General features: G+C 51.7%; 20 protein-coding genes. 9 read left to right on the plus strand and 11 right to left on the minus strand.

The window, feature by feature from the left end:
• Positions 1 to 52 precede the first annotated feature (52 nt).
• Complete coding sequence (locus AC5JLP_RS09285; protein ID WP_496067649.1) at positions 53 to 1,261, plus strand: DUF4350 domain-containing protein; 1,209 nt, start codon at positions 53 to 55, stop codon at positions 1,259 to 1,261.
• A gap of 283 nt (positions 1,262 to 1,544) precedes the next feature.
• Positions 1,545 to 2,495, plus strand: a complete 951-nt coding sequence (locus tag AC5JLP_RS09290; protein WP_496067650.1) for an AAA family ATPase — start codon at positions 1,545 to 1,547, stop codon at positions 2,493 to 2,495.
• A 193-nt stretch (positions 2,496 to 2,688) separates the two neighbouring features.
• Here AC5JLP_RS09290 and AC5JLP_RS09295 read toward each other — a convergent pair whose 3' ends face one another.
• Positions 2,689 to 3,570, minus strand: a complete 882-nt coding sequence (locus AC5JLP_RS09295; protein ID WP_496067651.1) for a cyanophycinase — start codon at positions 3,568 to 3,570, stop codon at positions 2,689 to 2,691.
• Between the two features lie 303 nt (positions 3,571 to 3,873).
• Positions 3,874 to 4,119 (minus strand): hypothetical protein, encoded by a 246-nt coding sequence (locus tag AC5JLP_RS09300; RefSeq protein ID WP_496067652.1) that lies wholly within the window; start codon positions 4,117 to 4,119, stop codon positions 3,874 to 3,876.
• 208 nt (positions 4,120 to 4,327) lie between these two features.
• Between AC5JLP_RS09300 and AC5JLP_RS09305 the strand changes: the two genes are divergently transcribed.
• Both AC5JLP_RS09305 and AC5JLP_RS09310 read left to right on the plus strand, forming a co-directional pair.
• Entirely contained in the window at positions 4,328 to 6,238 is a 1,911-nt protein-coding gene (locus tag AC5JLP_RS09305) for an acetate--CoA ligase family protein (protein WP_496067653.1), read from the plus strand.
• Positions 6,239 to 6,461: 223 nt separating this feature from the next.
• The gene (locus AC5JLP_RS09310; protein WP_496067654.1) at positions 6,462 to 7,790 is read left to right on the plus strand and encodes a homoserine dehydrogenase; all 1,329 of its coding nucleotides are present in this window, start codon (positions 6,462 to 6,464) and stop codon (positions 7,788 to 7,790) included.
• Between the two features lie 93 nt (positions 7,791 to 7,883).
• On the opposite strand, the gene AC5JLP_RS09315 is transcribed toward AC5JLP_RS09310, so the two are convergent.
• Positions 7,884 to 8,285, minus strand: coding sequence for a hypothetical protein (locus tag AC5JLP_RS09315; RefSeq protein ID WP_496067655.1), 402 nt, complete (start codon positions 8,283 to 8,285; stop codon positions 7,884 to 7,886).
• Between the two features lie 58 nt (positions 8,286 to 8,343).
• On the opposite strand from AC5JLP_RS09315, the gene AC5JLP_RS09320 reads away from it, so the two are divergent.
• On the plus strand, positions 8,344 to 9,126 hold the full coding sequence (locus tag AC5JLP_RS09320) for an MOSC domain-containing protein (RefSeq protein ID WP_496067656.1): 783 nt from the start codon (positions 8,344 to 8,346) through the stop codon (positions 9,124 to 9,126).
• Between the two features lie 117 nt (positions 9,127 to 9,243).
• Here AC5JLP_RS09320 and AC5JLP_RS09325 read toward each other — a convergent pair whose 3' ends face one another.
• Both AC5JLP_RS09325 and pyrG read right to left on the minus strand, forming a co-directional pair.
• Positions 9,244 to 9,456, minus strand: a complete 213-nt coding sequence (locus AC5JLP_RS09325; protein ID WP_496067657.1) for a hypothetical protein — start codon at positions 9,454 to 9,456, stop codon at positions 9,244 to 9,246.
• 150 nt (positions 9,457 to 9,606) lie between these two features.
• A complete protein-coding gene (pyrG, locus tag AC5JLP_RS09330; protein WP_496067658.1) occupies positions 9,607 to 11,283 on the minus strand; it encodes a CTP synthase in 1,677 nt (558 codons plus the stop codon).
• Between the two features lie 209 nt (positions 11,284 to 11,492).
• Here pyrG and AC5JLP_RS09335 point away from each other — a divergent pair, with 209 nt between their 5' ends.
• Both AC5JLP_RS09335 and AC5JLP_RS09340 read left to right on the plus strand, forming a co-directional pair.
• Positions 11,493 to 12,440 carry a hypothetical protein gene (locus AC5JLP_RS09335; RefSeq protein ID WP_496067659.1) on the plus strand — a complete coding sequence of 316 codons (948 nt, stop codon included), beginning with the start codon at positions 11,493 to 11,495 and terminating at the stop codon, positions 12,438 to 12,440.
• Positions 12,441 to 12,586: 146 nt separating this feature from the next.
• The gene (locus tag AC5JLP_RS09340; RefSeq protein WP_496067660.1) at positions 12,587 to 13,279 is read left to right on the plus strand and encodes a response regulator transcription factor; all 693 of its coding nucleotides are present in this window, start codon (positions 12,587 to 12,589) and stop codon (positions 13,277 to 13,279) included.
• A 180-nt stretch (positions 13,280 to 13,459) separates the two neighbouring features.
• Here AC5JLP_RS09340 and AC5JLP_RS09345 read toward each other — a convergent pair whose 3' ends face one another.
• Positions 13,460 to 14,134, minus strand: coding sequence for a ComF family protein (locus tag AC5JLP_RS09345; protein WP_496067661.1), 675 nt, complete (start codon positions 14,132 to 14,134; stop codon positions 13,460 to 13,462).
• Between the two features lie 394 nt (positions 14,135 to 14,528).
• On the opposite strand from AC5JLP_RS09345, the gene AC5JLP_RS09350 reads away from it, so the two are divergent.
• Positions 14,529 to 17,210, plus strand: a complete 2,682-nt coding sequence (locus tag AC5JLP_RS09350; RefSeq protein ID WP_496067662.1) for a putative PEP-binding protein — start codon at positions 14,529 to 14,531, stop codon at positions 17,208 to 17,210.
• A 46-nt stretch (positions 17,211 to 17,256) separates the two neighbouring features.
• On the opposite strand, the gene AC5JLP_RS09355 is transcribed toward AC5JLP_RS09350, so the two are convergent.
• Both AC5JLP_RS09355 and treS read right to left on the minus strand, forming a co-directional pair.
• On the minus strand, positions 17,257 to 18,339 hold the full coding sequence (locus tag AC5JLP_RS09355) for a 3-deoxy-7-phosphoheptulonate synthase (RefSeq protein WP_496067663.1): 1,083 nt from the start codon (positions 18,337 to 18,339) through the stop codon (positions 17,257 to 17,259).
• Between the two features lie 400 nt (positions 18,340 to 18,739).
• Complete coding sequence (treS, locus tag AC5JLP_RS09360; protein WP_496067664.1) at positions 18,740 to 22,246, minus strand: maltose alpha-D-glucosyltransferase; 3,507 nt, start codon at positions 22,244 to 22,246, stop codon at positions 18,740 to 18,742.
• Positions 22,247 to 22,551: 305 nt separating this feature from the next.
• Between treS and malQ the strand changes: the two genes are divergently transcribed.
• On the plus strand, positions 22,552 to 24,075 hold the full coding sequence (gene malQ / locus AC5JLP_RS09365) for a 4-alpha-glucanotransferase (protein ID WP_496067665.1): 1,524 nt from the start codon (positions 22,552 to 22,554) through the stop codon (positions 24,073 to 24,075).
• Positions 24,076 to 24,150: 75 nt separating this feature from the next.
• On the opposite strand, the gene AC5JLP_RS09370 is transcribed toward malQ, so the two are convergent.
• The 3 genes from AC5JLP_RS09370 to AC5JLP_RS09380 all read right to left on the minus strand — a co-directional run bounded on the left by AC5JLP_RS09370 (position 24,151) and on the right by AC5JLP_RS09380 (position 26,044).
• A complete protein-coding gene (locus tag AC5JLP_RS09370) occupies positions 24,151 to 24,708 on the minus strand; it encodes a GNAT family N-acetyltransferase (RefSeq protein WP_496067666.1) in 558 nt (185 codons plus the stop codon).
• Between the two features lie 205 nt (positions 24,709 to 24,913).
• Entirely contained in the window at positions 24,914 to 25,591 is a 678-nt protein-coding gene (locus AC5JLP_RS09375; protein ID WP_496067667.1) for a GAP family protein, read from the minus strand.
• A gap of 36 nt (positions 25,592 to 25,627) precedes the next feature.
• Positions 25,628 to 26,044: a DUF5367 domain-containing protein gene (locus AC5JLP_RS09380; RefSeq protein WP_496067668.1), complete on the minus strand. Its 417-nt coding sequence runs from the start codon at positions 26,042 to 26,044 to the stop codon at positions 25,628 to 25,630.
• Between the last annotated feature and the right edge of the window lie 36 nt (positions 26,045 to 26,080).

A 26,080-nucleotide genomic window follows, 5' to 3' on the forward strand; every position in this document is an offset into this window, starting at 1 on the left:
TCTACATAGAGCCAGTAACCTTTCTCCCTTCTACCCTCTGCCTTCTTCACTCATGTCCCTTTCCAAGCGACAAATCTGGATACTGGCGATTGCCCTTGTTACCTTGGTGGTCATTAGCCTCTTCGCCGCACCGAGAGGCAATCAACTACGAAGTGGCTCAACGTATGGTCGATCGCCCGATGGGTATGGAGCCTGGTATGCCTTTATGGAGTCTAGAGGTGTGACTATTCATCGCTGGCAGAAGCCGTTGAGGTCACTATATGAGCCAAACGAACCTCAAACGCCTGCGATCGAAACCTTCAGTCCAGACGTAGAGCAACCCATTGGGCTCAATGTTACAGCCGTCTCTGCTTCTACCGCCACATCTGCCCCAATCTCACCGATCATGCTGTTGCAGGTCAGCAACGGTGCAGCGCCCCTCTCGGCAGCTCCCTCAGACTGGCTCGAAAAAGGGAACGTTTTGGTGCAGCTTGGTGCTAAAGCATTAAGCACGCAGGCTCCTTTTGAAAGTACGATCGCCAGCCCTGTGGGTAACGTTCGCATCCAAACAAGTCGTCGCGATGTGGCTAAGCCGGATGACAAGCAGGACAAACCCGAGCCACTGCTGTCCGATACCTTTGGCGCGATCGTCTGGCAGCATCAGAACGGGAAGGCTCGTGTAATTCGTGCCGCTACGCCACACTTAGCGGCTAATGCGTATCAAGATGAGCCGGGAAACTTTGAGTTTCTGGCAAAGCTCGTCACCGAGCCAGGGCTACCCATTTGGGTTGATGAATATTCGCACGGATACAAAGATGCAGAGATCATCCAGCAAGAAACCTCTGGTACCCTCATCGGTTATCTGGCTAAAACGCCATTGCTTCTGGTGGCAATTCAAGCAGCCGTGATTCTCCTGGTGTTAATCTGGGGGCAAAATCAGCGATTGGGGCCTGCGATCGCCCTTCCCGCTCCATCAGTTGACAACAGCGAAGCCTATATCCAAGCGCTAGCAGCCGTTTTGCGTAAAGCTGAAAGCAGCCAATTCGTCGTCAACACGGTCTGCAAAGCCGAGCAGCTTGACGTGCAGAAGGCACTTGGTCTGGGCGCAGAACCGCTCCCTCTCACAACGCTATTCGATGCCTGGACAGCCCAAACTAAACAATCACCGACGATGCTAGAAGCCGCCTTGAACCCTATTAAACGCCCTCGCCGTGCTTCCGAAGCAGAATTGTTAAGGTGGTTGGATGCGCTCCAGACTGTAAGACGACAGCTAGGGAAATGAAGTTTTGAGTTGGAACAAGAAAGGGTAAAGGATGAAGGATAAAAAGTTTTGAGTTCAGTAGGATACGCATTTAACCCCAAACCCCTACTCTGGGGCTTTAATTGGCTCGATTCTCTCAAAATTGGGAGCTAGGGGACGAAAGATGACCGCTTTTGCGTAAGTCCTATTCAGAAGATCGCTCCCTTACTTCCCCTGCCTCCCCCGCCACCGCTTCCCCTGCTTCCTTAAGCTTCTACTCTCTGCCTTTTCACTCCTTACCCCTCTCTCCTCTCTCCTTCTCCCTATGTCCGAACTCAATATCGCCTTCGATCGCCTCTCTCAAGCCTTGAGCCAAGTAATTGTCGGACAATCTGCCCTGGTACAGCAGTTTATGGTAGCGCTGTTAGCAGGCGGACACGTCATTTTGGAGGGCGTGCCGGGGACGGGCAAAACGCTGCTGGTGAAGGTATTAGCGCAACTGGTGCAGGCAGAGTTCCGCCGCATTCAGCTAACGCCCGACATTTTGCCTTCCGATATTCTGGGTACGAATATTTTCGACCTGAATACGCGGAGCTTTACGTTGAAGAAAGGCCCCGTTTTTACCCAGGTGTTGCTGGCTGACGAGGTGAACCGCACCCCGCCTAAAACGCAGGCTGCCCTGCTGGAGGCGATGGAAGAACAGCAGGTCACTCTAGACGGGCAAAGTTTGGCACTGCCAGACTTGTTCTGGGTGATTGCAACGCAGAACTCATTAGAGTTTGAGGGCACCTATCCTCTACCAGAAGCACAGCTCGATCGCTTCCTGTTCAAGCTCATGGTGGATTATCCTGACCCCAAAGCCGAGAAGCAGATGCTGCTCAACAGCCACAAAGGGCAGCAAACCAAACGGCTCGATCTGGCAAAGCTTAAGCCTCTCCTATCGGTTGAACAAATTCTGGCTGCCCGTCAGGCTGTGCGATCGATAACCATCACCGAACCGTTAATCGATTATTTGCTGGCCCTGGTGCAGCGATCGCGTCAGCATCCTGACTTGGCGTTAGGCGCATCACCACGATCGGCGGTGGCATGGCTTCAGGCAAGTAAGGCTAATGCATGGCTTAACGGACGCGATTTTGTCACGCCCGATGATATTAAAGCGATCGCCCCACCCACTTTGCGCCACCGCTTCATCCTTCGTCCCGAAGCACAGTTAGATGGACTTCAGGTAGATGCAGTCATTACAACCCTCCTGAATCAGGTGCCCGTCCCACGTTGAGTTACGGCTGGTTCAAGAAAAGCCTGCTGGTTACACCACGCTGCAACGAGCAAAAGTATTGATATAAGGCTTTATACCGTTTCCCTCTCATCGAGCTACAGATCAAGAACCTCAAAGAGTGATGGAACAGAGCTTCTGTAGCTCAAAACTCAAAACTCAAAACTGGTATTACCTCCTGCCTTCTTCTGCCGTATCATCTTCGATCGATGGGCGATCGCTTCTCCAGGTCAAACTTGTACCCGTGGGGCAAAATGTGCAGTGTCGCATTGCACAGTGCGAGTGGTTCGTCTCGCAGCAACTCTTCCACATTGTTATGAGTGATGTTTGCCACATCGACTACTGTAATTGCGCCTTCACCAATGACTTCTAGCTCTTTACCGTTGATGGCGATCGCCGTGTTTTCATCAATGCCAAAGCCGAGGTTGACGGGCTGTTGGGCGATCGCAGACAACAAGCGGCCTAACCGTCCCCGCTGAGCAAAGTGCTGGTCAATTACCACACCGGGCAAAAAGCCCATTCCCTGATCCATTCGCACCACTTCCATGCGGGGATTCGTTTCCGATTCGCCTTCTACAATCATCATGTCGGGCATCATGGCAGCTCCCGCACTAGTACCCGCAACAACAATACCTTCGGCAAAGCGCTTGTGCAGCAAGGCATCGAGTTCAGTGTCTTTCATGCATTCGGTAATACGAGCCTGGTTGCCACCCGTGAAAAACACCCCTGTGGCATCCTGGGTTAGCTCCAGCGCTCTTGGGTCACTCGCATCTTCGCGTCTTGCTGTATCTACCACCTGCACCGATTCAACGCCCAACCGTTCAAAAACGTTCAGGTATGTTTCGCCGACTTCGCCTGGAAGCCCCGTTGCTACTGTCATCACCACAATGCGAGCCTGTAGCCCGCCTGCGCGACGCACAAACTCCCGCAGAATTGTGCAATCTCCTTCTTTATCCTCTGCACCACCAATAATCACCAGTTGCCCGTGGGTTTCTGGAAGGGCAACGCTCTCCTGTAGCTCTGCTGTATCGTCTGGCGATGCCGCTACAACGGTTCCTTCAGCATCCTGTACTGTCATACTGTCTCCAAGCTCTAACTAGTGAATTTCTTAGTAGAACACGGCGATCGCGGGCTTCGTCACCGTCATTCGGTAGATTTTGATACAAAAAATTTGAGCAAACAAAATTGTTAATTCAACTTAGACAACCCTTACGGCAGCATACAAAGGCCAAACTGACATCGCATAGCAGCGTTTGGAAAGACTCAGCTTTCCAAGTGGCTCCAGGTTGATCGGCTACTCTGCGTCAAAGATAGTTAAGCTAAGCAAACGATGAGCAACGCTGTAACCTTCGCTGCTCATCGCTGCCAAAATTGGGCGGACTTATGATGTCGATCGCTGCATGAGTTTTGCTAAAAAGGCACGGGCACGGCTCAGCGGAAAATGCTTTGGCTTGCCTTGATGCACGATCTGGTATTCGTCAGGATATTCACTATCTCCATGTCCTGAGATGAGATGACGGTGAAAAGCCGCGTCTGCTAACTTGTGGACTTCGCCCCGAAGCTGGCCATCCTCAGGATGACCAGTTGGCACATGAGTGGATGGTTTGTTTTTAAAGGATATGTTCATAAATTTCTTGTTCGTAAGGTGATGACCTCTTGACAAGGTGATATGTATTTTTAGCGACAATGACCCGTTTTTTCACCCGTCAAAAGGGGTATTTCACAGGATAGAGGCCGATTTCACAACCATTCTCTAGGTAAAGCGTACCCTTCGGTAGAGGAAAGCTGTCGCTGCAACCAGCTAGTCTCAATAAGGCGTCGAAAAAGGGCTTCATATGGTGGTAGATCAAGGCATAGATATTGTCCGAGTCAACGCAAGGACAACTGATGCGTTTGATATCTTTAATCTCAGGCACTACGCAGGGCCAAACCCTTACCTGGGGACAGCCGCTGCTGCGTTTGACTTCGCATTGGTTAAGGAAAACCCGCCGCGATCGCTAGACACATACTTGACCGTCATTAGCGATCGCTATCCTCACCTGCTTGATGAAACCTACGACTCCTACGCGCAATTGTTCGCCCGCACTGTAGCCGAAGTGAGCAAGCTTGAAATGGACTTGCATCTCACCCAGTGGAGCGTCAGAGAAGAGAAAGGACGGGATAGAGTAGCTGTGCAGTCGCTGCATGGACGCACCAGCCGCGCAATCGTTTACTGCGTGTGGGATTGGTTTGAGGCGATTACGCGCGATCGACGCTTTTGGATCGAAGACCAGATTGAAGTGTTGCAAGGCTTCTTTCGTGATTCGGTCTATGGTGGCCCCACCGTGTATGCACTCCTCAAAACGGCGTATGAACTGGAGATTCCCAGCTTCTACCTGTGGGATGAACGGTTGATGCAGTATGGCTATGGCAGAAAGCAGGTTCGAGGCATCGCCACCACGTTTGACCACGACAGCCATATCGATTCAGATTTCACAACGGGCAAGGATGATTGCAAGGAGTTTCTCCATACGCTCGGCTTTCCCGTACCCAGAGGCAGCATTGTCTACACGGCGAATGAAGCGTTAGCAGCCGCTAAACAAATTGGCTATCCTGTAGCGGTGAAGCCCGTTGTAGGTCATAAGGGTATTGGGGTAACGGCGGATGTTAAAGATGCTGATGATCTGGAACTGGCGTTCGATCGCGCGGTAGAAGCTGTACCCGACGAACAGTCCATTCGCATCATCGTCGAACAAAGCATTGCGGGCAAAGACTACCGCCTTTTGTGCGTGAATGGACGCTTTGTTGCCGCAACCGAACGCCGTCCTGCCTCAGTTATAGGGGATGGCAAGTCTACCATTCGTGAGTTGATCGATCGTGAAAACCGCACGCCTGCTCGTGTGGATACCCCAACCTCACCGCTCGGCAAAATTCAGTCGGATGCAGCGATGGAACGCTACCTGGATGAACAGGGGTTGACTCTAGACAGTATGCTGGAGGTCGATCGCACCATTTACCTGCGTAAAGTTGCCAACCTTTCGGCAGGTGGCTTAAGCATCGATGCCACGCGACAAATTCACCCCGATAATGTCATTCTGGCGCAGGATATTGCCCAGCATTTCCGCCTTACCTGCCTGGGTATTGATGTCATTTCACTTGACCTCGCTGAATCGTGGAAAGAGGGCAACTTTGGCATTATTGAAATCAACGCGGCCCCCGGCATCAACATGCACCTGAAGCCCGCAGTGGGCGAGAGTGTTGATGTGCCTGCTCATATTCTGAAGACATTCTTTGAAACGGGCACAGCAGCGCGGATTCCCATCATCACGTTCAATCACGTCTCGGTGTCAGATCTGCAAGAAATTGTGGATCATATTTTGCTCCAGCATCCTCACTGGGCGATCGGCGCTGTATGCCGCGATGGGGTGTTTGTCAATCGCTCTGAGAAGAGCTTGCACTCTGATTACAACACCAATCTGCAAAACCTGATGCGCAATCCCAAACTCGACCTGCTGGTCGCAGAGTATCGAGAAGACGTGCTCGATCGAGACGGCATGTTCTACTACGGCAGCAATGTCGTGGTGCTGGATGATCCAACCGAAACCGAAATGATGCTTGCTCGTGATGTGTTTGACGATTCTACCGTTGTCATCCGGCAAAAAGACACCGTTTCAGTGCAGCAAAATGGGCTGATGGAACAGTACAAACTGGGTGAAAACGAGCCATTCAGCCGTGTGTATTTAAAGGAAATTGCGACGATTTTGTAGGGGCCAAAGGCAGAGGGCAGGGGCAGAAGGTAGAAGAGGAATTCAGAAGCCAGAAGTCAGAAGTCAGAATGAACTCCAACCTCAAAACTTTCATCCCTCATCTTCTCTCCCTCTGCTTCCCCTGCTCCTTCCGCTTCCTTTGCCCCCTCCGCTTCCCCTGCTTCCTCTGTTCCCCATCCCCTCCTACAATGTTGGAGGAACTCTTGCATGGCAGGTTGAGACTGTGGCATTCAAAATTGGTCTGTTGGGTCTGGGAACCGTGGGCACAGGAACGGTGCAAATTTTGCAGAACCCAGACCAGCGGCATCCGTTAGTACAGGAGTTAGAGCTTTATCGGGTAGGAGTACGATCGCCCGACAAGCCTCGGTCTGTTGATATTCCACCCCGCTTGATCACCACTGATTTAGAGTCGATCGTCACCGATCCAGACGTGGATATTGTGGTTGAGGTTATTGGTGGCTTAGAACCCGCTCGATCGCTCATTCTCAAAGCCATTGCGCATGGAAAGCATGTCGTGACGGCAAACAAGGCGGCGATCGCGCGGTACGGAGCCGAAATCTTTACGGCTGCTGAAGAAGCTGGGGTCTATGTGTTGTTAGAGGCTGCCGTGGGAGGTGGCATTCCGGTCATTGAGCCGTTAAAGCAATCCCTTTGTGCTAACCGCATTCAAACTGTCACAGGCATTATCAATGGCACTACAAACTACATCCTGACGCGGATGCAGAACGAGGGCGGCGATTTTGTGGATATCCTGGCGGATGCACAGCGGTTAGGCTATGCCGAGGCTGACCCCACTGCCGATGTAGATGGTCTGGATGCGGCAGATAAAATCGCCATTCTCGCCTCACTTGCGTTTGGTGGGCGAATTAAGCTGCCTGAAGTTTACTGCGAGGGCATTCGGCAGGTCAGCGCCGCAGATATTGCCTATGCGGATAAGTTGGGCTTTGTCATTAAGCTGCTAGCGGTTGCTAAACGAGAAGCCGAGTTGCTTGCAGAGTCTCCAGAGCAGCTACAGGTCAGAGTTCACCCAACGCTGGTGCCCAAAAGCCATCCGCTTGCGAGTGTGAATGATGTGTACAATGCCATTCTCATTGAGGGCGACCCGATCGGCCAGGTCATGTTTTTTGGCCCTGGTGCGGGTGCGGGGCCAACTGCCAGCGCGATCGTGGCGGACATTCTGAACATTGCTGCGATTTTGAAGGTAGAGCGGGGTGCCGCACTGAAGCAGAATAGCACGCCCTTACTTGACCCCTTGCTGGCGTGTTCGCACCAGCATTACTGCACGATCGTCCCCATTGAGGCACTTGTAACCCGCTTTTATGCTCGCTTTCTTACCCAAGACTCTCCCGGTGTGATTGGCAAACTAGGCACCTGCTTTGGCAACCATAATGTCAGCCTGGAATCGATCGTGCAAACAGGCTTACGCGATAACCTGGCAGAAATCGTCGTCGTCACCCATCATGTTCGTGAAGGCAACTTCCGCACTGCTCTGGAAGAGATTCGGGCAATGGCAGCAATTAGCAGTATTGCCAGTACGTTGAGAGTGCTGTGAGGGATGAAGGCAAAAAGGCAAAAGGAGTTGTTGGTTGTTAGAAAAAAGCTGCCCCCTGCCCCTTCTGCCCTCTGCCTCCTGCCTTCTGCCTTCCTACTCCTTCTGCCTATGCTCAGACTGATATTGCACCAGCGCTTGAACGCGATCGCGCGGCAGACCCAACTCATGGCTAATGGCTGCTTCGATGTGATCTCGTTCAGTCGTAGGAAACTCAAATAACAAGGTGGTGAGGGCTGAGTTGACTGTCTTGACCATGACGGTTGACGTTCTCTGCTGTGGGTGCGTGACGATGATAATGGATTGTATAGTGCGTGGTGGTTGCTTACTTGATTTGCGAACACCCTCAATATACAGAGTTGTCTCATTTGATCGGTGTAGTACCCGGTCTGTTAACGCCCCACTCGTAAACCAAAAGCCCAGCCCTAGTAATGGCAGCAGCAGCCAAAACTCCAGTCCCAGGGAGTGTAATACGTGTTTCCACCGCAGTCGAGCCATTATCCATTGCCCAGCAACCCATACCACGTATAGTTATAGCAATTTGAGTTGTAACCCTATGCCTGCGTTAACCCAAATTGCAATTTTTCCAATTAAATCTTTGGATGGGGTCACGGTGACGCAAACTACTGTCCTGGAGAGTGGCGCGTTGCAGCACGATCGCGAGTTTGCGATCGTCGATATGCAGGGCAAGTTTGTCAATGGAAAACGGACGGCAGCCGTCCACGGCATTCGCTCTCAGATTGATCTGAGCACCTGGACAGTTCGTCTTCACACGCAGGATCAGGTTCAAGCAAAGACTTTTCACCTGGACGACGATCGATCGGCGCTAGAAACATGGCTCAGCGATTACTTTGGCTTTGCCGTCAGGTTGATTCAAGACACCCAGGTTGGCTTTCCTGATGACACAGAATCTCCGGGGCCTACCGTGATCAGTACGGAAACCCTGCAAGCGATCGCAGACTGGTTCTTATTGAGCCTGGAAGAAACACGCCGCCGCTTTCGCTCGAACCTGGAAATTTCAGGTGTCGAACCGTTCTGGGAAGATAGTTTGTTTGGGGAACACGATCGCACCATCCCATTTCACATCGGTGCAGTGCAGTTTGCAGGCGTGAATCCTTGCCAGCGTTGCGTGGTCGTCACTCGTGATGCCATGACGGGTGAAAGCCTCCCCCAGTTTCAAAAAACCTTCACCACAAAACGCAAAGAAACCCTGCCAGCCTGGGTAGTGACATCCCGCTTCAACCACTTCTTTCGATTGGCCGTAAATACCCGTACTCTGTCATCGCAAGCAGGCAAAGTCCTACGCGTAGGAGATCAGGTGATGCCTGATGAGGCATAGATTGAAGTTAGGAGTCAGCAGGCTAAAGGCTAAAGGCAATGATTCAGTGAACTTAAAAACTTTCCCCCTGCTTCCCCTGCCCCCTCTACCTTCTCTACTTCCCTCTCCCCCATTCCCCTACGGCAACCCAAATCCTGTGCGCTTTTCCACATAGTCCAGAATCATTTGATACGTATCAGGATCGCTTTGCTGCGTGACGACGATCGTGGTGTTACCGTCCAAGAGTGCAAACGATACGCGCGCATTTGGCACATAACAAAACGCTGTGACTCGATCCAGGTCGATCACATAGGTATTACGCTCGTATTGAAGTTTGATCCAGTAAGCCACGCGTTCTCTAGAGACTCAAGACTAGCGTAACCTTATCACCCCTCTGGGTGTGGCGCTAGCACCCGTTATACCTTCCATCATTTACCTGGTTGTCAGTAAACGGCATGGTAGAAGCGGCGGTTTGACAGACGGCAAAGGGGCGCGATCGCCCTAATTCAGCACCATATTTAGTGACTCTGGCATGACGGCTGGCTCATTGGAGATGTTACCATCCGTGTAGCTGGTCGGTGAGAGCGTAAGCGCTGCCTGGATAAACCCCTTAAACAGAGGATGGGGGGCACTGGGACGCGATTGAAATTCAGGATGGAATTGAGTGGCAATGAAGAAAGGATGATTGGGCAATTCGACAATTTCGACCAGACGACCATCGGGCGAGGTGCCGCTGACCACATAGCCTGTATCGGTAAATTGGCTGCGGTAGGCGTTGTTGAACTCATAGCGATGCCGATGCCGCTCGTAAATAACCTCTTCCTGATAGAGGCTAAAGGCGAGGGTATTGGGTGCAAGGCGGCAGGGATATAGCCCTAAACGCATAGTGCCCCCTAAATCGACCACATCCTGCTGTTCGGGCAAAAGGTTAATGACGGGGTTGCTGGCTTCGGGGAAAAATTCGGCGCTGTGAGCGTCAGGCAACTTGGCAATATGACGTGCCCATTCAATCACAGAGCATTGCATGCCCAAACAGAGACCAAGGTACGGAATTTGATGGGTGCGGGCGTGCTCGATCGCCGCAATTTTGCCATCAATCCCGCGAATGCCAAAGCCACCGGGCACAATGACCCCATGCACACCATCCAGATGGTAGGCAGCACCCTGTTCTTGAAGGTCTTCAGCGTTTACCCAGCGAATCTGGAGATCGGCATCCAGGGCGATCGCGGCATGGCGAAGGGCTTCCATCACGGAAAGATAGGCATCGCTCAGGCGCACATATTTACCCACGATCGCAATTTCTACTGATCGCTTGGGGCTGTAGAGGCGATCGACCAATGTAGCCCATTGGGATAAATTAGGCTGGCGTTGTTCCAGTTGCAATAGCTCTAGCGCCTGGTGTGCCAGACCTTCCCGTTCAAGATTTAGCGGCACTTCGTAGATGCTTCTTGCATCTTGAGATGTCACCACACACTCCACAGGCACATCGCAAAAGCCCGACATTTTTTCTTTGAGTCCTGGTGGCAAGGGGCGATCGCTCCGGCAAACGAGAATATCCGGCTGGATGCCGATCGATCGCAATTCCTTCACCGAGTGCTGAGTGGGCTTGGTTTTCATTTCGCCTGCGGCGGGAATCCACGGCACCAGCGTCACATGCATATACAGGACATTCTGCCGACCAACATCTTTCCGAAACTGACGAATGGCCTCTAAAAAGGGCAGCGACTCAATATCGCCCACGGTGCCCCCAATTTCAGTAATGACAACATCGGGACTGGTGTTTTTTGCCACCCGGTGTACCCGCTCTTTGATCTCATTCGTAATATGAGGAATAACCTGTACAGTGCCGCCATCGTAATCGCCGCGACGCTCTTTGTTTAGCACTGCTTGATAAATTGAGCCAGTAGTGACGCTATTCAGCCGCGACATGGATGTGTCAGTAAAGCGCTCGTAGTGCCCCAAGTCCAGGTCTGTTTCTGCGCCGTCTTCTGTGACAAACACTTCTCCGTGTTGAAAGGGACTCATCGTTCCAGGATCAACGTTAATGTAGGGATCGAGCTTTAAGATCGAGACGGAATACTGACGCGATTTGAGCAACCGCCCTAAACTAGCGGCTACGATCCCCTTGCCGATGCTGGAGACCACACCACCCGTCACAAATACAAACTTGGTAGCCATAGTAATGAGGGGACGTTGCTTGTAGTATCCAGTTCATTCTGCCATAAGGATTTACTGTCAGGATGGGGGATGATGGCAGCGATCAGCGGTCAGTGTAGAAGTTTTGAGTTTTGAGATGAAAAGCTATCAGCAGTCATCAGCGGTCAGCGGTCAGCGCTAACACATTGACAGCTTGCTTAGAATCATAAATTTCCTGTTCAACACACTTTATGCAAAAAACATTGATTTGTATCGGCTTTATCCTTCTGAGTTTTGGGGCAGTTTGCAGCCAGGCGGCAACCCCCAAACTAGAGACCAAGCTACAGAAAGCGCCAGCAGCAAATGGTGCAACGCAGGCGAAGCCATCGGGGGCAGATGCTTTGACGGGAACATCCGGTGCTCGATCGCGCCTTAATCCCTCTGGAGCAAGCGCACTGGTTGAAAAGTGGCAAACCTTCAAGGCTCCTGGCATTGAGCTAGCGCTACCCGAAAATTATCGCGGTGGTAGCCCTAACACCACCGGGCTGCAAACACTCATTAAAGGGATTCGATCGCTCGGATCAGACTATGAGAAGATTGCTAGCCTGGTCGAGCAAAACCCCAGCACGTTTCTGCTGATCGCCGTAGATCCTAAGCCCGATCGCACAGGTGGGGTGACAAATGTAGTCGTCAGTGCGGTTAACGTGCCCGAAACCGTGACAGTGGAGGCGTATATTGATGCTGCCATGCAGTCTTTGCCTACCCCCCTGCGGACGATCGAACGCAAAACGGTGCAAGTCGGGCAATATCCAGCCGGACGCTTGGTGACAGAAGCCAACGTAAAAGCCAACGCGTCTCAACTGGATGCTTTGCGACAGTTGATTTACGTCATTAAGCAGGGAAGAACCCTTTGGACAGTCGCCTACTCAACCAGAGCGGGTGACTACTCGCAGCGACTCGCCATGTTTGAACAAAGCATTCAATCCTTCAAAGTGCAGGGTGCCCAGCAGCCCAGCAGCTCCACCGTACAAAAAAAACCGCAGAAAAAGCCAACCGCGTCTCCTTTAGGAACCAGTAGGCCGCTAGTTCCCACCAGTAAGCCACCAACGTCAACCCCGGCGATCGGCGGTAAAAAACCCGGAGCCACACCAACACCCAACTCAAAGCCAGACACTAAACCTGTGGTTAAGGGTCAGTAGTCAGCGGTCAGCAGTCAGCCTTGCGCCTTTCACCCTTAGCCTTTTGCCTTCTGCCTCCCTACCCTTCTCCACAAACGGAGTCATGAATCGCAGCACCGATCGCTACAATAGGGAGAATGCGAACGATTATAGGAGCGCGGGTCTTCATGCCAGGTCAACTCTTGCTTGTGGATGATGAACCAGGTTTGCGGGAAGCCGTGCAGGCCTATCTGGAAGACAGCGGCTTTGCGGTGAATGCGGCCAGCAACGCGGCTGAAGGATTGGTACTCGCGCGGCAACAGCATCCCGATCTGGTCATCACCGACATCATGATGCCCCAGGTCGATGGCTACCAGTTCCTCAAGCAATTGCGTGAAGAGCCGCAGTTCAAAACTCTGCCAGTCGTCTTTCTCACCGCTAGAGGCATGACGGCCGATCGCATTCAGGGCTACAACGCTGGTGCCGATGCCTACCTATCCAAACCGTTTGACCCCGATGAGCTAGTGGCGATCGTCACTAACTTGCTGCAAAAGCGAGATGCTGTACGCGCATCTGGTGAAGACGAACCGCGCAATATTGATGATGTGATTCGGGAAATCGAAGAGATTAAGCGCCTGTTGACGAAGGGAGGCACGATCGCTCAACTTCCCAACACCACCCAAATTGACTTCACCCCTAGAGAACAGAGCGTTCTTAACCTCGTGGTAGACGGTCTGATGAATAAAGAAATCGCTCGTCGTCTCGAAACCAGCGTCCGCAATGTCGAAAAGTACGTCAGCCGCCTCTTTAGTAAAACGGGTACCAGCAGCCGCACAGAGCTAGTGCGCTATGCATTGGAGCATGGGTTGATTAAGGAGTAGGGAGGTAGAGGTAGAGGAAGCAGGGGAGGCAAGGGAGGCGGAGGGAGCAGAAGGTGGAAGGGATTAAGGAGTGAGGAGGCGATTCAACACTCAAGACTCTCTTGACTTCTGACTCCTCTCTTCAACTCAACACTCAACGCTTCCCCGTCTCTCTCTGCTTCCCTCGCTCCCCCTATCCCCTCATTTCTCCATTTCTGCCCTTGCCAGAACAATCAGCCCCTGCACTCGAATGCCGTGGCGATGTAATGTTTGCGCAGCAGAACGGGCGGTTGCGCCTGTAGTGTAGATGTCGTCGAGTAGTAGCACCGCTTTGGTAGGAGGGCGTTTACGAAAGGCTGGGCCGAGGCTGAAGGCGTCTGCTAGGTTTCGTTCTCGATCGCCCGCCGATAGTTGAAATTGTGCTGTCGTTTCGCGCGATCGCTCCAGTCCAAGCTTTTGTAGAGGAAGCCGCGTTTGCTCACAAAAGTGCTCTGCTAGCAAATCCGCCTGATTGAAGCCGCGCTGTTGCCGCTTTTCTGAATGCATGGGAATAGGCACCACAGTAAATGATCTGGCGCGATCGGGCAGACTTAACCAGGCATCGGCTAACCAATGACCGAGGGGGCGTGCCAGGTGGGGCTTATTTTCATATTTGAACACGGCGATCGTTCGTCGTAAGGCACCGCTATATCTGCCCCAGGCAAAGATTGGCAGGTGCTCCTGCTGCATCCACTCAGGATGGGAAAACCGACACTGTTGAATTTGACGCTGACAATTTGGGCAGAATGTCTTTGCAGTAAAACGCTGGCAGAGTGGGCACTGAGCCTGCAATAGTAGATCAGAAACCCCAAACATTCGCTTGCTAAAGCCATGCATCACAAGAGGCACCTTGCATGAGTAAAGCGGGAAATAACCATACAGAAAGGAGGGTAGAGAGGAAATACGCACTTCCCTCGTAGGCGCAGTAGGTACCTGCGCCTACGAGGGAAGTCAATAGGGATATGATGCGTCTCGCTCAAGTATGCCCAACTATTGATACTGCTATAGCAAAAGGCAGGAGGCAGAAGGCAGAAGGCAAAACTCCATCTATCAGAGCTTTAACCGTAACGGCGTGTCCTGACTAACCTGCATAGTTTATACCCAGAGGAGGCTGACCGCTCCTTCTGCCTCCTTTCCACTCCAGTCCGTGACATTATTTCTTCCTAGCCCCTAAGATCAATTCAATACTTGCTGTAGTGTTTCCTATTGATGTTTGCTATGAGTTGTGACTGTGGCTAATCTTTACTGGCTCGATCAGATTCAACCGCACCATCGGGCTTTAGTGGGCAACAAAGCGCTGTACTTAGGGCAATTGCTGCAAAAGGACTTTCCTGTCGTGCCAGGGTTTGTGGTTTCGGCTGGTATGCTGCGCCAGTTTTTGGAATCTATCAACTGGTCAGAACCGTTCTTTGCCGATTTGCCGCATTCATCGCTTCGGTTGGATATTGGCAATCCCCAGCAGCTACAGGCGATCGCGCAGCAGTTGCGGCAGTCTATTGAAGGGACTCCTTTACCTCTAGAGTGGCAAACTGACCTGGAGGCAGCGATTCAAAAGTTAGATGCGCCTGTACTGATCTTGCGCCCCTCGTTATTTATCAAAACTAGTGCCCGTCATGCTTCTAAAGTCAGCACGATTGCGGATGGCAGAAGCTCGACGTTGTTTGATATTCAGTTTTGTCAGGCAACGGCGACTGATGTAGATCAGGGGCTGAAGCGTCTTTGGGCACAGCTTTTTCGGGCAAAAAGCTTATTTTACTGGCAGCGCCTGGGCATTCATTTACAGCAGGTTCGATTAGCTGTGTTGGTGCAACCGCTACGATCGGCGCTGGCCTCTGGGACGGTGCAGTGGCTAGACGACACGGTGCAGATTCAGTCAACGCCTGGTTTGGGTATGGCAATCGCTTGGGGTGAAGTAATACCCGACCTTTATCGGGTTCAGGCGACCACTGGCAATGTGCAGACACAGCAGTTGGGCAATCGGGCGATCGTCTACCAGGTTACAGAGGACGCTATTGCTAAACCGCATGTTAATGCGATCGAGCCGTGCGATCCACCCGCTCCGACAACAGCTCCAAGCGATTTGGTGGTGAGTTCACCGCCTGCTCCAACAAGCCTTAACCCTTTAGAATCAGTGCCAACCCTTGGAGCGGCAGCGGTTCAACACACGGCCTTTGTGGTTCCTCACGACTCATCCCTGTCCTTGCTCAAGACTGATTTTCCCGATGAGAGCCAGCAAAAACACTTATCCCTCAACAACGCGCAAGTCAGTGCCCTAATGCAATTGGTGCAACGAGTGATGGCAGAGGTGGGAAACGTGTCGACTTTAGAATGGACGCTGTCTCCACGAAAGGGGATGTCTCTAGAGCCAGAGGAGTTTCTAGAGCAGGATGGGCAGCGACAATTTTGGCTGACCCAAGTCCTGACGCTTTCATCTGAAGCACTGCATAGTCTTCATCCCATAGACCAAGAGCCACCAATCCCGATCGCGGCGACCCTTGATCGGTCGATTCAGGCAGAGCCAAGATCTGTTTCTGCGCCGTTGCCATCCGCTCTGTTACATGCAGAGCTAGTTCAGATCGAGCAAAGCGCCCCACCTGAGTTACAGGCATTGTTGGTCACAGGCTTAGCCGCGTCACAGGGCCGCTCGATCGCGAGAGCTTACATCATTCCAGACCAGAACACAGCGATCTCGCCACCGCCACCAGGAACCATTCTGGTGGCTAACATGCTGCTACCCTACTGCCTCCCCCTGATTAAGCAAGCGGCAGGTCTTGTGTTGGAGCAAGGCAGTATGACCTCGCACAGCGCGATTATTGCAAGAGAGCTAGGTGTTCCAGCCGTGATTGCTGCCACTGATGCCACTCAGTGCATTCAGCCAGACGAATTGATTTTGGTGGATGGCGATCAGGGCAAGGTTTACCGGATGGCAGATATCAGTCAACCATTAGCGGTTCTGCCTGTAACTCCTGCCAACGATGTGATTACGATTCGCAATCGCCCACCGTTAGGGACACGCCTGATGGTGAATCTCAGCCAGCCCGACCATCTGGACGCGATCGCCACCCTTCCGATCGACGGCATTGGTCTCCTGCGAGGCGAACTCTTAGCACTCTCAGTACTGGATCACCAGCACCCTCTTCAATGGGTAAACAGTGGACGCAGCGCTGCATTGGTAGAGCGTTTAGCTGACAGTCTGGAACAGTTTGTCGTTGCTTTAACGCCTCGCCCGGTGTTCTACCGCTCGCTAGATTTGCGATCGCACGAAGCGAGAGGCTTACCCGGTGGCGAAACCATTCCTCTAGAGTTGAATCCGACGCTGGGACTACACGGCACCTTTAGCTACTACCTTGACCCAACCCTGTTTGATTTAGAGCTGGCAGCACTGGCGAAGGTGCAGGTCAAATATCCTAACCTTCACTTGCTCTTACCGTTTGTTCGCACGGTGGAGGAGTTTTCCTTCTGTCGTCAGCGGGTAAAAAATGCTGGATTGATGCAGCAAACGCAGTTTCAACTGTGGATGATGGCAGAAGTGCCCTCCGTTTTGTTCTTGCTGCCAGACTATGTTCGTGCGGGCGTGCAAGGCATTGCGATCGGCACCAATGACTTGACCCAACTACTTTTGGGCGCAGACCGCGACCACGGTACGATGGCATCGGCGTTTGATGCACGCCATCCGGCTGTGAGGGCTGCGATCGCCCAACTCATTCAGCAAGCCAGACAGAGCGGTATTTCCTGTTCTATCTGTGGGCAAGCACCTTCCGACAATCCTGACCTGGTGGAGGCGTTGGTGCGCTGGGGGATCACGTCCATCTCGGTTGATCCGGGTGCTGTAGAAGCGACCTATTGGGCGATCGCGCGAGCAGAGCGACGACTCTTGCTAGAGTCGGCTCGCCACGAAGCGCACGATCGCTAACCCACGATCGCTAACGGTTCCAGTCGATGCAGAGCGTCTCTTGCCCCTAGTCAACCGCAACAGCGCATTTTTCTCGACCATTTGCCTTGGTAAGACAGGATGCCAGCGATCGCAGCATGGTCTCGGTGGTGGCAAAATCCACGCAGGCATCGGTAATGCTTTGACCGTACACCAGCTTGCTTAAATCCTTGGGCAGTTTCTGGTTGCCTGCTTTCAAGTGGCTTTCGATCATGACGCCCATGAGGTGGTGAGAACCCGCCACAACCTGATCGGCAACATTTTGCAGCGCGATCGGTTGGTTGGTATAGTCCTTGCTGGCATTATCGTGACTGCAATCGACCATAACGCGTGGATTTAAGCCATTTTGGGTGAGTTCAGCCGCTGCTTTTTCGACATTCAGGGCGTCGTAATTGGGACCATACTTGCCGCCTCGCAGCACGAGATGGGTGTCGGGCGTGCCTGTCGTCGTGACGATGCTTGCCAGTCCGTGAAAATTGATTCCCAAAAAGCGGTGAGGCTGGCTCGCGGAAAGCATCGCATTCACCGCAATGCGGAAGCCGCCATCCGTACCGTTCTTAAAGCCGACGGGCATCGAAAGTCCGGATGCCATCTCTCGGTGAGTCTGGCTTTCGGTCGTGCGAGCGCCGATCGCCGTCCAAGAAATCACGTCGGCAATGTACTGGGGAATGATGGGATCAAGTAGCTCGGTTGCAGCAGGCAACCCTAAATGGGCGAGATCGAGCAACAGCTTCCGTGCCAGTCGCAGCCCTGTATTAATGTCATAGCTGCCGTCGAGATGGGGATCATTGATCAACCCTTTCCAGCCGATCGTGGTGCGAGGTTTTTCAAAGTACACCCGCATCACGATTTCAAGCTCGTCTGCCAATTCTGTGCGGAGTGCTGCCAGCTTTTCACCATACTCGTAAGCGGCCTTTACATCATGAATCGAGCACGGGCCAACGATCACAAGCAAGCGTCGATCTTCGCTGCGCAAAATATTACGGATGCGATCGCGGGTTTCGGTGACCAGAAGCGCTGCCTTTTCGGTTAGGGGTAATTCGCCGTGGACAAAGGCTGGACTCAACAACGGGCGAGTTTCAACGACGTGAAGATCGGAGGTTTTGTGCATGAGATTGTAAATAGTTCAACGAAGACCTTAAGCAGTTGGTTGTAGAGTCATGGGTACCGTGGAGGCGTGAGCGGGCAAACGGTAGCGATCGTGTCATTCCCTCCTACACTAAATTACCTGTATATTGGCTCGTTTGACATGCAACTTGGTTGTACCAGGTTAAATTGAAAATCCAACACATTCTGTAGGGACAAGGCATTGCCTTGCCCCTACCCAACGATCATCTGTAGCGATTGTTGTTTGAATCGGTATCAGACAACATGCCTTACAATGAGCAAGCCGCCGCTCCCCACTCTTGTTGGGCATAACGACCCATCAAGGGCGAGCAGTCAGCGGTTCCCTCAAGGCTATGCGCTGGTCGCTAACAGCAACAACCTGCGACCTGCTTTCTTCACAGACCCTAAACGATCGACAAAAGTTGAAGAATGCGTTGCAGGGGAATCTTGAGCTGTTCTGGCTGGTTGACTAGTTCACGTCCTAAATCGTAAACAGCTTGTTCAAGCAGGTAATAGTCTAGAAGTACCCGCAACTCTTGTTCTGTTTTTGGCAAGAAGCTACCGTGATTTGCTGTAGCGAGATAGGCCTTGACAAAGGTTGCACCGACCCACCGCTGCCAGCATTCAGCCCACTGCTGCATTTGCGGCAACTGTTCCGTTTGGCTCATACCGCTTTCAATCTCCTGGTCGAGTGCTACACTCGCAGCGTAGTAAAACGATTGCAGCATGCCAGCAACGTCTCGCAAGGGCGATCGCTTCATGCGTCGTTCGCTTAAAGTACGGGCGGGATCACCTTCAAAGTCAATGATGAAAAAATCTTTGCCCGTAAAAAGCACCTGTTCTAGATGATAGTCGCCGTGATAACGGGTTCGTAATGCGGTAATTTTGTGGTTCAGCACGGATTGAAACCGCTGCAAGCAGTCATCCTGTTGACTCAGCACCGCTTTGGCAAACGGTTGTGTCTCTGGCAGCAGGATGTGGAGTCGATTTTTGAGCATTAATAACACCTGCCCAGTCAGGTTCCTGCTGTACTGATAGATCGATCGCTGGTAGAGCGTTGTAAATGGCTCTGGCGCAAAGGCAGGGTTCTCTGCATCTGAAGCCAAGGCAAGATGAAGTTCGGCAGTCCGTTGCCCTAGCAATTGGACATTTGCCAGATAGGTGTTGATTGCTTTGCAGGCGGGAATTTGCGACGATGCCAGACTGGGCGGACAGGAAGGGAGCGGAAAAAACACGTCTGTCGGTTCGTTGCTGTCTGGGAGGCCACCATCGAGTGCAGGCTGTAGGTCTTCTAAAAGTGAGCTAGACGGCATGGGCACTTCGGTGATGTCTGATTGATGCATCACGACGAGTTCAAAGTAGTCACGCAAGTTGTCGAGCGTATAGTCCCAGGCACTTCGCGTATCGGGAACAAATTCTTGCAGGATGCCCACTGTGATCGGTTCTGTGTTGAGACAGTGGTACTCCAAGGTGCCTGCGATCGAAGGCATAAAGGGAAAGCGCTGATGCTCATCTAGAAAGCGCCGCATTTCCAAATCAGGATGAATGCCTTCTTCTACCTTTTGGAAGAGCTTCAGAATGAGACGGTTCTGCGACACAACCTCACTCGTGTCGGCATAGGCAATCAGCGTGTTGTTATGCAGTCCCTTTAAGGGGGCAGGATCGAGGAACTGCTTACCGCCGCTGAGAGCCGCAAATAAGGGTGTTGCGGTGGCAACTAGGTGACTGGTGGTATCTTTGTACCGCTGATTCTGGGCAATGCCATCCAGCAGAGCGCTTAGAAAAGCCGGGTCAGCGATCGCATCAAATAGCACGGCAACCTCATCGCGATCGAGTGGATTCAACCGAGCGATCACCGACTGTGGCGTATCTGAAAGCAACTGAAGCGCCTGCGCCCCTTCGGCATACGCTAGAAACAGCACATAGGTTTGGGGACTGCCCTGAATATAATCGACGTGCAGCGCCAGCATATAGGCATGGTTGTTGCTGTAGGGAATGGCGATCGCGTCGTTGATCCGAGCTGCTTGTACGGTGCGCGTTCTGCCGCCAAACCATCGATGGTTGGCTAAGTACTCTGGCAGCAGGGTTTCTAAGCTGGTGGTAAAGCTGCGCGTTTGGGCCGACTGCAAGGCGGTAAAAGCGGTTTGCCAGGTACCGCTCATTGCTAGCGTGGGTCGTTCTGTCTGTGGAGGCAAAACGGGTAGAGATAGCGCCTGTGGCTTGAGCGTAAACCAGTAGACCGCATAAGATCCTAGACTGAGGAAGTAAGGCGCGTCCTCGATCGCCGGAAACTCGGTGCGTCCAAAAATCTCGATCGGTGCTCGTCCTTGAAAGGAGGATAAATCTAGCTCTACCGTTTGCACAAAGCGGGAAAGGTTCGCTACCACGAGAATCTGTTCGTCCTCATAGGTGCGCGTGAACGCAAGCACTTTGCGGTTTTCGGGATGTAGAATTTGAAAGTCGCCGCTGCCCAGTGCTTGGAAGCGTTTCCGCATCGCAATGAGCCGCTTGGTTGCATTCAAAAGGGAATTGGGATTTGCTCGCTGTGCTTCTACGTTAACGGTGGCATAGTGATATTCCGCTTCGACAATCAGCGGCAGATATAACCGTTGAGGACTGGCATGGCTAAACCCCGCATTCCGATCGAAACTCCACTGCATAGGAGTCCGCACCCCATTGCGATCGCCCACGTAGACGTTATCGCCCATCCCAATTTCGTCGCCGTAATACAGCACGGGCGTTCCCGGCAGCGAGAGCAGGAGGCTGTTGAGGAGCTCGATTTGACGGCGATCGTTCCCTAGTAGCGGCGCTAACCGTCGTCGAATGCCCAGATTCACCCGCATCTCTGGATCTTGAGCATAAACCCGGTACATAAAGTCCCGGTCTTCATCCGTCACCATTTCTAGCGTCAGCTCGTCGTGGTTCCGCAAAAACAGACCCCATTGACAGTTGTCAGGAATCGCGGGCGTTTGTTGCAGAATGTCGGCAATGGGAAAACTGTCTTCCATCCGCAACGACATGAACAGGCGCGGCATCAGCGGGAAATGGAAGTTCATGTGGCACTCATCGCCAGCGCCGTAATAGGCGGCTGCATCTTCAGGCCACTGGTTCGCCTCCGCCAGCAGCATCCGGTTGGGAAACTTCTCATCGACATGGCGGCGCAGTTGCTTCAAAAACGCATGGGTTTCGGGCAAATTCTCACAATTTGTCCCGTCGCGCTCATAGAGGTACGGCACCGCATCCATCCGCAGCCCATCTACCCCCATCGCCAACCAGAAATCCAGCACGTCAAAAACGGCCTGACGCACAGCGGGATTGTCGTAGTTCAAATCGGGCTGATGGGCATAAAAGCGATGCCAGAAGTAGGCTCTGGCAACCGCATCCCACGACCAGTTGGAGGTTTCAAAATCTTGAAAAATGATCCTTGCTTCTTGATATTTCTCTGGAGTATCGCTCCAAACGTAAAAGTCTCGCTCTGGGCTGCCCTTTGGCGCTTTGCGTGCGCGTTGAAACCAGGGATGCTGATCGGATGTGTGGTTTACAATCAGCTCGATAATGACGCGAATGCCCCGTTGATGCGCGGCTTGTAAAAGCTCTTTAAAGTCGTCCAGCGTGCCGTAAATCGGGTTGATGTTTACATAATCCGCAATGTCATACCCATCATCGCGCAAGGGCGATGGGAAGAACGGCAGCAGCCAGATGGCTGTCACGCCCAAATCTTGTAAATAATCCAGCTTTTCGGTTAGTCCTCGAAAGTCGCCAATGCCATCACCGTTGCTGTCTGCAAAGGCACGCACAGGCACTTCATAGATAATGGCGTTCTTAAACCATAAAGGATCGTTTTTCAAGATCAAACTGCCCATTGATGCAAACGACTCAAACACGTTAACTGAAACATCGCGCTTCGTCATCTTGCAAAGGTAGGAACGATCGCGGAATGGCTTTTAGCTCTCAGCGTTCAGCGTTCAGCTTCGTTATCCGCCTGCTTTTTGCCCCCTTTTAGCTCCACTTTCTTCTCACATCGCCAAGTAAATCTCCTCCTTTCGATCGCGGGCAACCCCATCAACTACTGCCCCAACGATAGGTGCGTTCAATCGACATCCCTTCATACTGAGTATGGCGATCGGTTCCAAGAGAATCGAAATTATCAGCTCACGGTTAGAACCCGCGTTAATGTGTACCGTTTGTTTTTACCTCCGCGTTATCTCTAAAGACTATGGCTTTTCAACGTGCAAGTGGTGTTTTGCTCCACCCAACTTCTCTACCCAGCCAATTTGGGATTGGCGATTTAGGCAAAGCCGCTTATGAATTTGTGGATTTTTTGGCAAACAGCGGTCAAACGTTATGGCAGGTCTTGCCTTTGGGGCCGACGGGCTACGAGCATTCGCCGTACATCATGAACTTCAGCACTTTTGCAGGCAATCCACTGCTGATTGATTTGGAACAGCTTGTCAGTGATGGATTGCTGGAGGCAAACGAATTAACTCCGATTGCAGACGACAATCTCGATCAGGTCAACTTCGATCGCGTAATTTCGCACAAGATGCACTTGCTGAAGCTGGCCTACGATCGCTTTCAAAAAGCGCGATCGTCTGAACAAACCACATCTGGACAAACGACGCAATTCACCCAATTTCTCCAGGAACAAACCTCCTGGCTGGACGATTTCACGTTATTTATGGCGTTGTTAGAAGCCAACGGTGGAAAAAGTTGGCATCAGTGGGAGACTGCGATCGCACGCCGCGATCCTGATGCCATCAAAGCCCAAAAAGAAGCATTACAGGACAGCATTCAATTTCATCAATTTTTGCAGTTTATCTTCTTCGAGCAGTGGCGAAAATTGCGTCAGTATGCGAACAGTAAAAACATCAAAATCATTGGCGATATTTCCATTTACGTTTGCCATAACAGCTCCGATGTGTGGGCAGCTCCAGATCTGTTCAAACTTGATCCAAACACCTTTGAACCTGCGTTTATTGCAGGCGTGCCACCCGATTATTTCAGCGCGACCGGGCAGCTTTGGGGCAACCCAGTTTACAACTGGGAACAGGCACAAAAAACAAATTTTGCCTGGTGGATTAAGCGTTTCCAAGTGACGTTGCAATACGTGGATATTGTCCGCGTTGATCACTTTCGCGGGTTTGAAGCCTATTGGCAAGTGCCTGCTGGTGAAGAGACTGCGATTAATGGCAAATGGATTCAAGCACCGGGCGAGCAATTCTTTGAAGCGCTGGGAAAGGCACTGGGAACGTTGCCGATTCTGGCAGAAGATCTCGGCATCATTACGCCCGAAGTGGAAGCCTTGCGCGATCGCTTTGACTTTCCCGGTATGCGCATTCTTATGTTTGCCTTTGGCGATGATCCGGGTAATGCTTACCTGCCACACAATTATGTGCGCAATACGGTGGTGTATCCCGGCACCCATGATAATGACACCGTCATTGGTTGGTGGCAACAAGCCAGTGAAGCCGAGAAACAATTTCTGGCGAAGTACTTTGGCTACACCTCACCTGATGACATCCCTGACATTAATTGGCTGCTCATTCGTACAGCCTTAGCCTCTGTTGCCGATCTAGCCATTATTCCCTTACAAGATCTGCTGGATTTAGACGGCCGCGCCCGGATGAATGACCCCAGCCATAATGATGGCAATTGGCGTTGGCGCTACCGCAGTTCTGAACAATTGACGCAGACGTTGAGCGATCGACTCCTCGCGCTTACGCAACTCTACAGTCGCTAACGTTTCGATTAAGCGGTTATTGATAGCCTTTGCGACAACACCTAGGTTTCTCAGCAGTCCGTTCTGACCGGGTTGTTACGCCACTTCGCTATGCCAATCTCTTCGCAAAATTGCCCATAACTTTACATCTTCAAACACTCCCCATTTTCGTACTCGCTGACGCAGCAACCCTTCTTGTACAAACCCATTTTTCTGCAATACTTTGCCTGAGCCTGAATTTCTAGTCATGTGATAAGCATAAAGTCTATTGAGATCTAAATTTTCAAATCCAAAGCGAAGCATAGGTTTTAAGACCTCGCTCATATACCCTTGTCCCCACACCTCAACTGCCAACCAAAAACTCAATTCAGCTTGAGAATGCTCTTTTTCAACATCTCGAATCTCGATAACTCCGCAAAATGCCTTGTCAAATTTGCGTTCAATTGCAAATGAAACTAAAGACCCTGCCTTAAACTCTGCAATTCGCCTTCGTAGGTATTGCTCCGCCTCATCTTTAGGATATGGGTGAGGGATAGAAATCATAGTATCGGCAACTTCACGACGACTCGCCACACATTGAATTGACGGCACATCTTCAAGGGATAAGGGGCGCAGGATCAATCTGGTCGTTTCTAGCGTGAATTGAGTAAGCATGAAATGATTTTATTTCAACCGACCGTCAGGCAAATTTTAGCACTGAAGTTTTCGCCGATGATCTTCTGGCTGCTACCACTGAAGGACTGCAGCATAACAATTATTGCGTTCAGCGGCGGTAAGAATTGTTGCAATGCTTCGGGTTTGAATGAGTCCGCCGCAATGCGCTAGTTATACCGCTCTTTTACCTAAAATCTAGCTCAGCTCATTGCAGCGATCGCAGTAGACGACCCAAAATGGCTGCACTGCTGTCAGCTAAGAGAAAAGCACCCATTAGCAGCAGCAACACCCGCAGAATTTTAGGCGACCACTTTGTAATCGCTTGATTAACCCGCTTTAAAAGTTTGGTACTCCTGCTTTGGAAGACAATGTAAATGCCTAGCAATCCAATTAAGGGCATGACAAACACGAAGTTGTAGATTCCTAAAAATCCTGCCAGGTCGAGCAAACTGAGCTTGGTACGAGCAATCCGCTCGATCGCGGCAAGATAAGGAAACGCGGTGGGAGTCTCTAAAAGTGTGACGCTTGTGCCCAGTAAAAACGTGTGAATCGGCTGTAGCGAATTAGGCTCGCTTTTGACGGGTTGATTCGCGTGAGTGGGTGAATTGAGAGCATACCCTGTGTAAAGCAGCGCGATCCCTAACACGAACTGCATGACATCCACCCACTCACCCTGAGTCGCCAATACCCACTGGATGAATCTGGCAAGTCCCAGCGTCGCGCACAAGCCGACCATCCAGTACGCTAAAAAGATGCCAGTAATGAAGGCGATCGATCGACTGACAGGTTTAGGAGTCGTCAATAAATAAACCTGAATTGCAGTGGCAGTCGGATTGAGACTATCAATCGCGGCGATCGCTACCAGATAACTTAGCAGTGACATTCTAATAACTCCTCATTCTGGCATCTCAGGCAATGGCTATAGGGACTGTGATTTACTGCTGTGACTTGTGATCAGTCCTGTTAACAGCACGATCGCGCAGCCCCAAAGCAACCACGCACCAAAGGCACCAGCAGCAATCGGCAAAATAGTTGGAAAAGCGTGGGTGAAAAAGTAGGTTGTCGCAACATCGAGCAGCATTCCAGGAATGGCTAGACAAACAGCAGCCTCCAAGCGCTGATGCGGCGGCACTTTCTGCCATCGCAAAATTGCCTGAACCAGCAGCGGCAGAAAAGTCAGGGAGAACAGGAAATTGCTAACCATGCTCACATTGTTGTTAGGCATAAAAAAGGTATGTCCCCACAACCGCAGCACCACCGTTGCGCTCAGCCAGATCAGAAAACTCATGCCGAAGAAGAACCCGTAGGAGATGCGGATACCGCGGTTCTCTGTCATTATTTCCTTCGTTACAGTTTGCATGATTGCCTCCGT

The organism is Stenomitos rutilans (assembly GCF_059505485.1).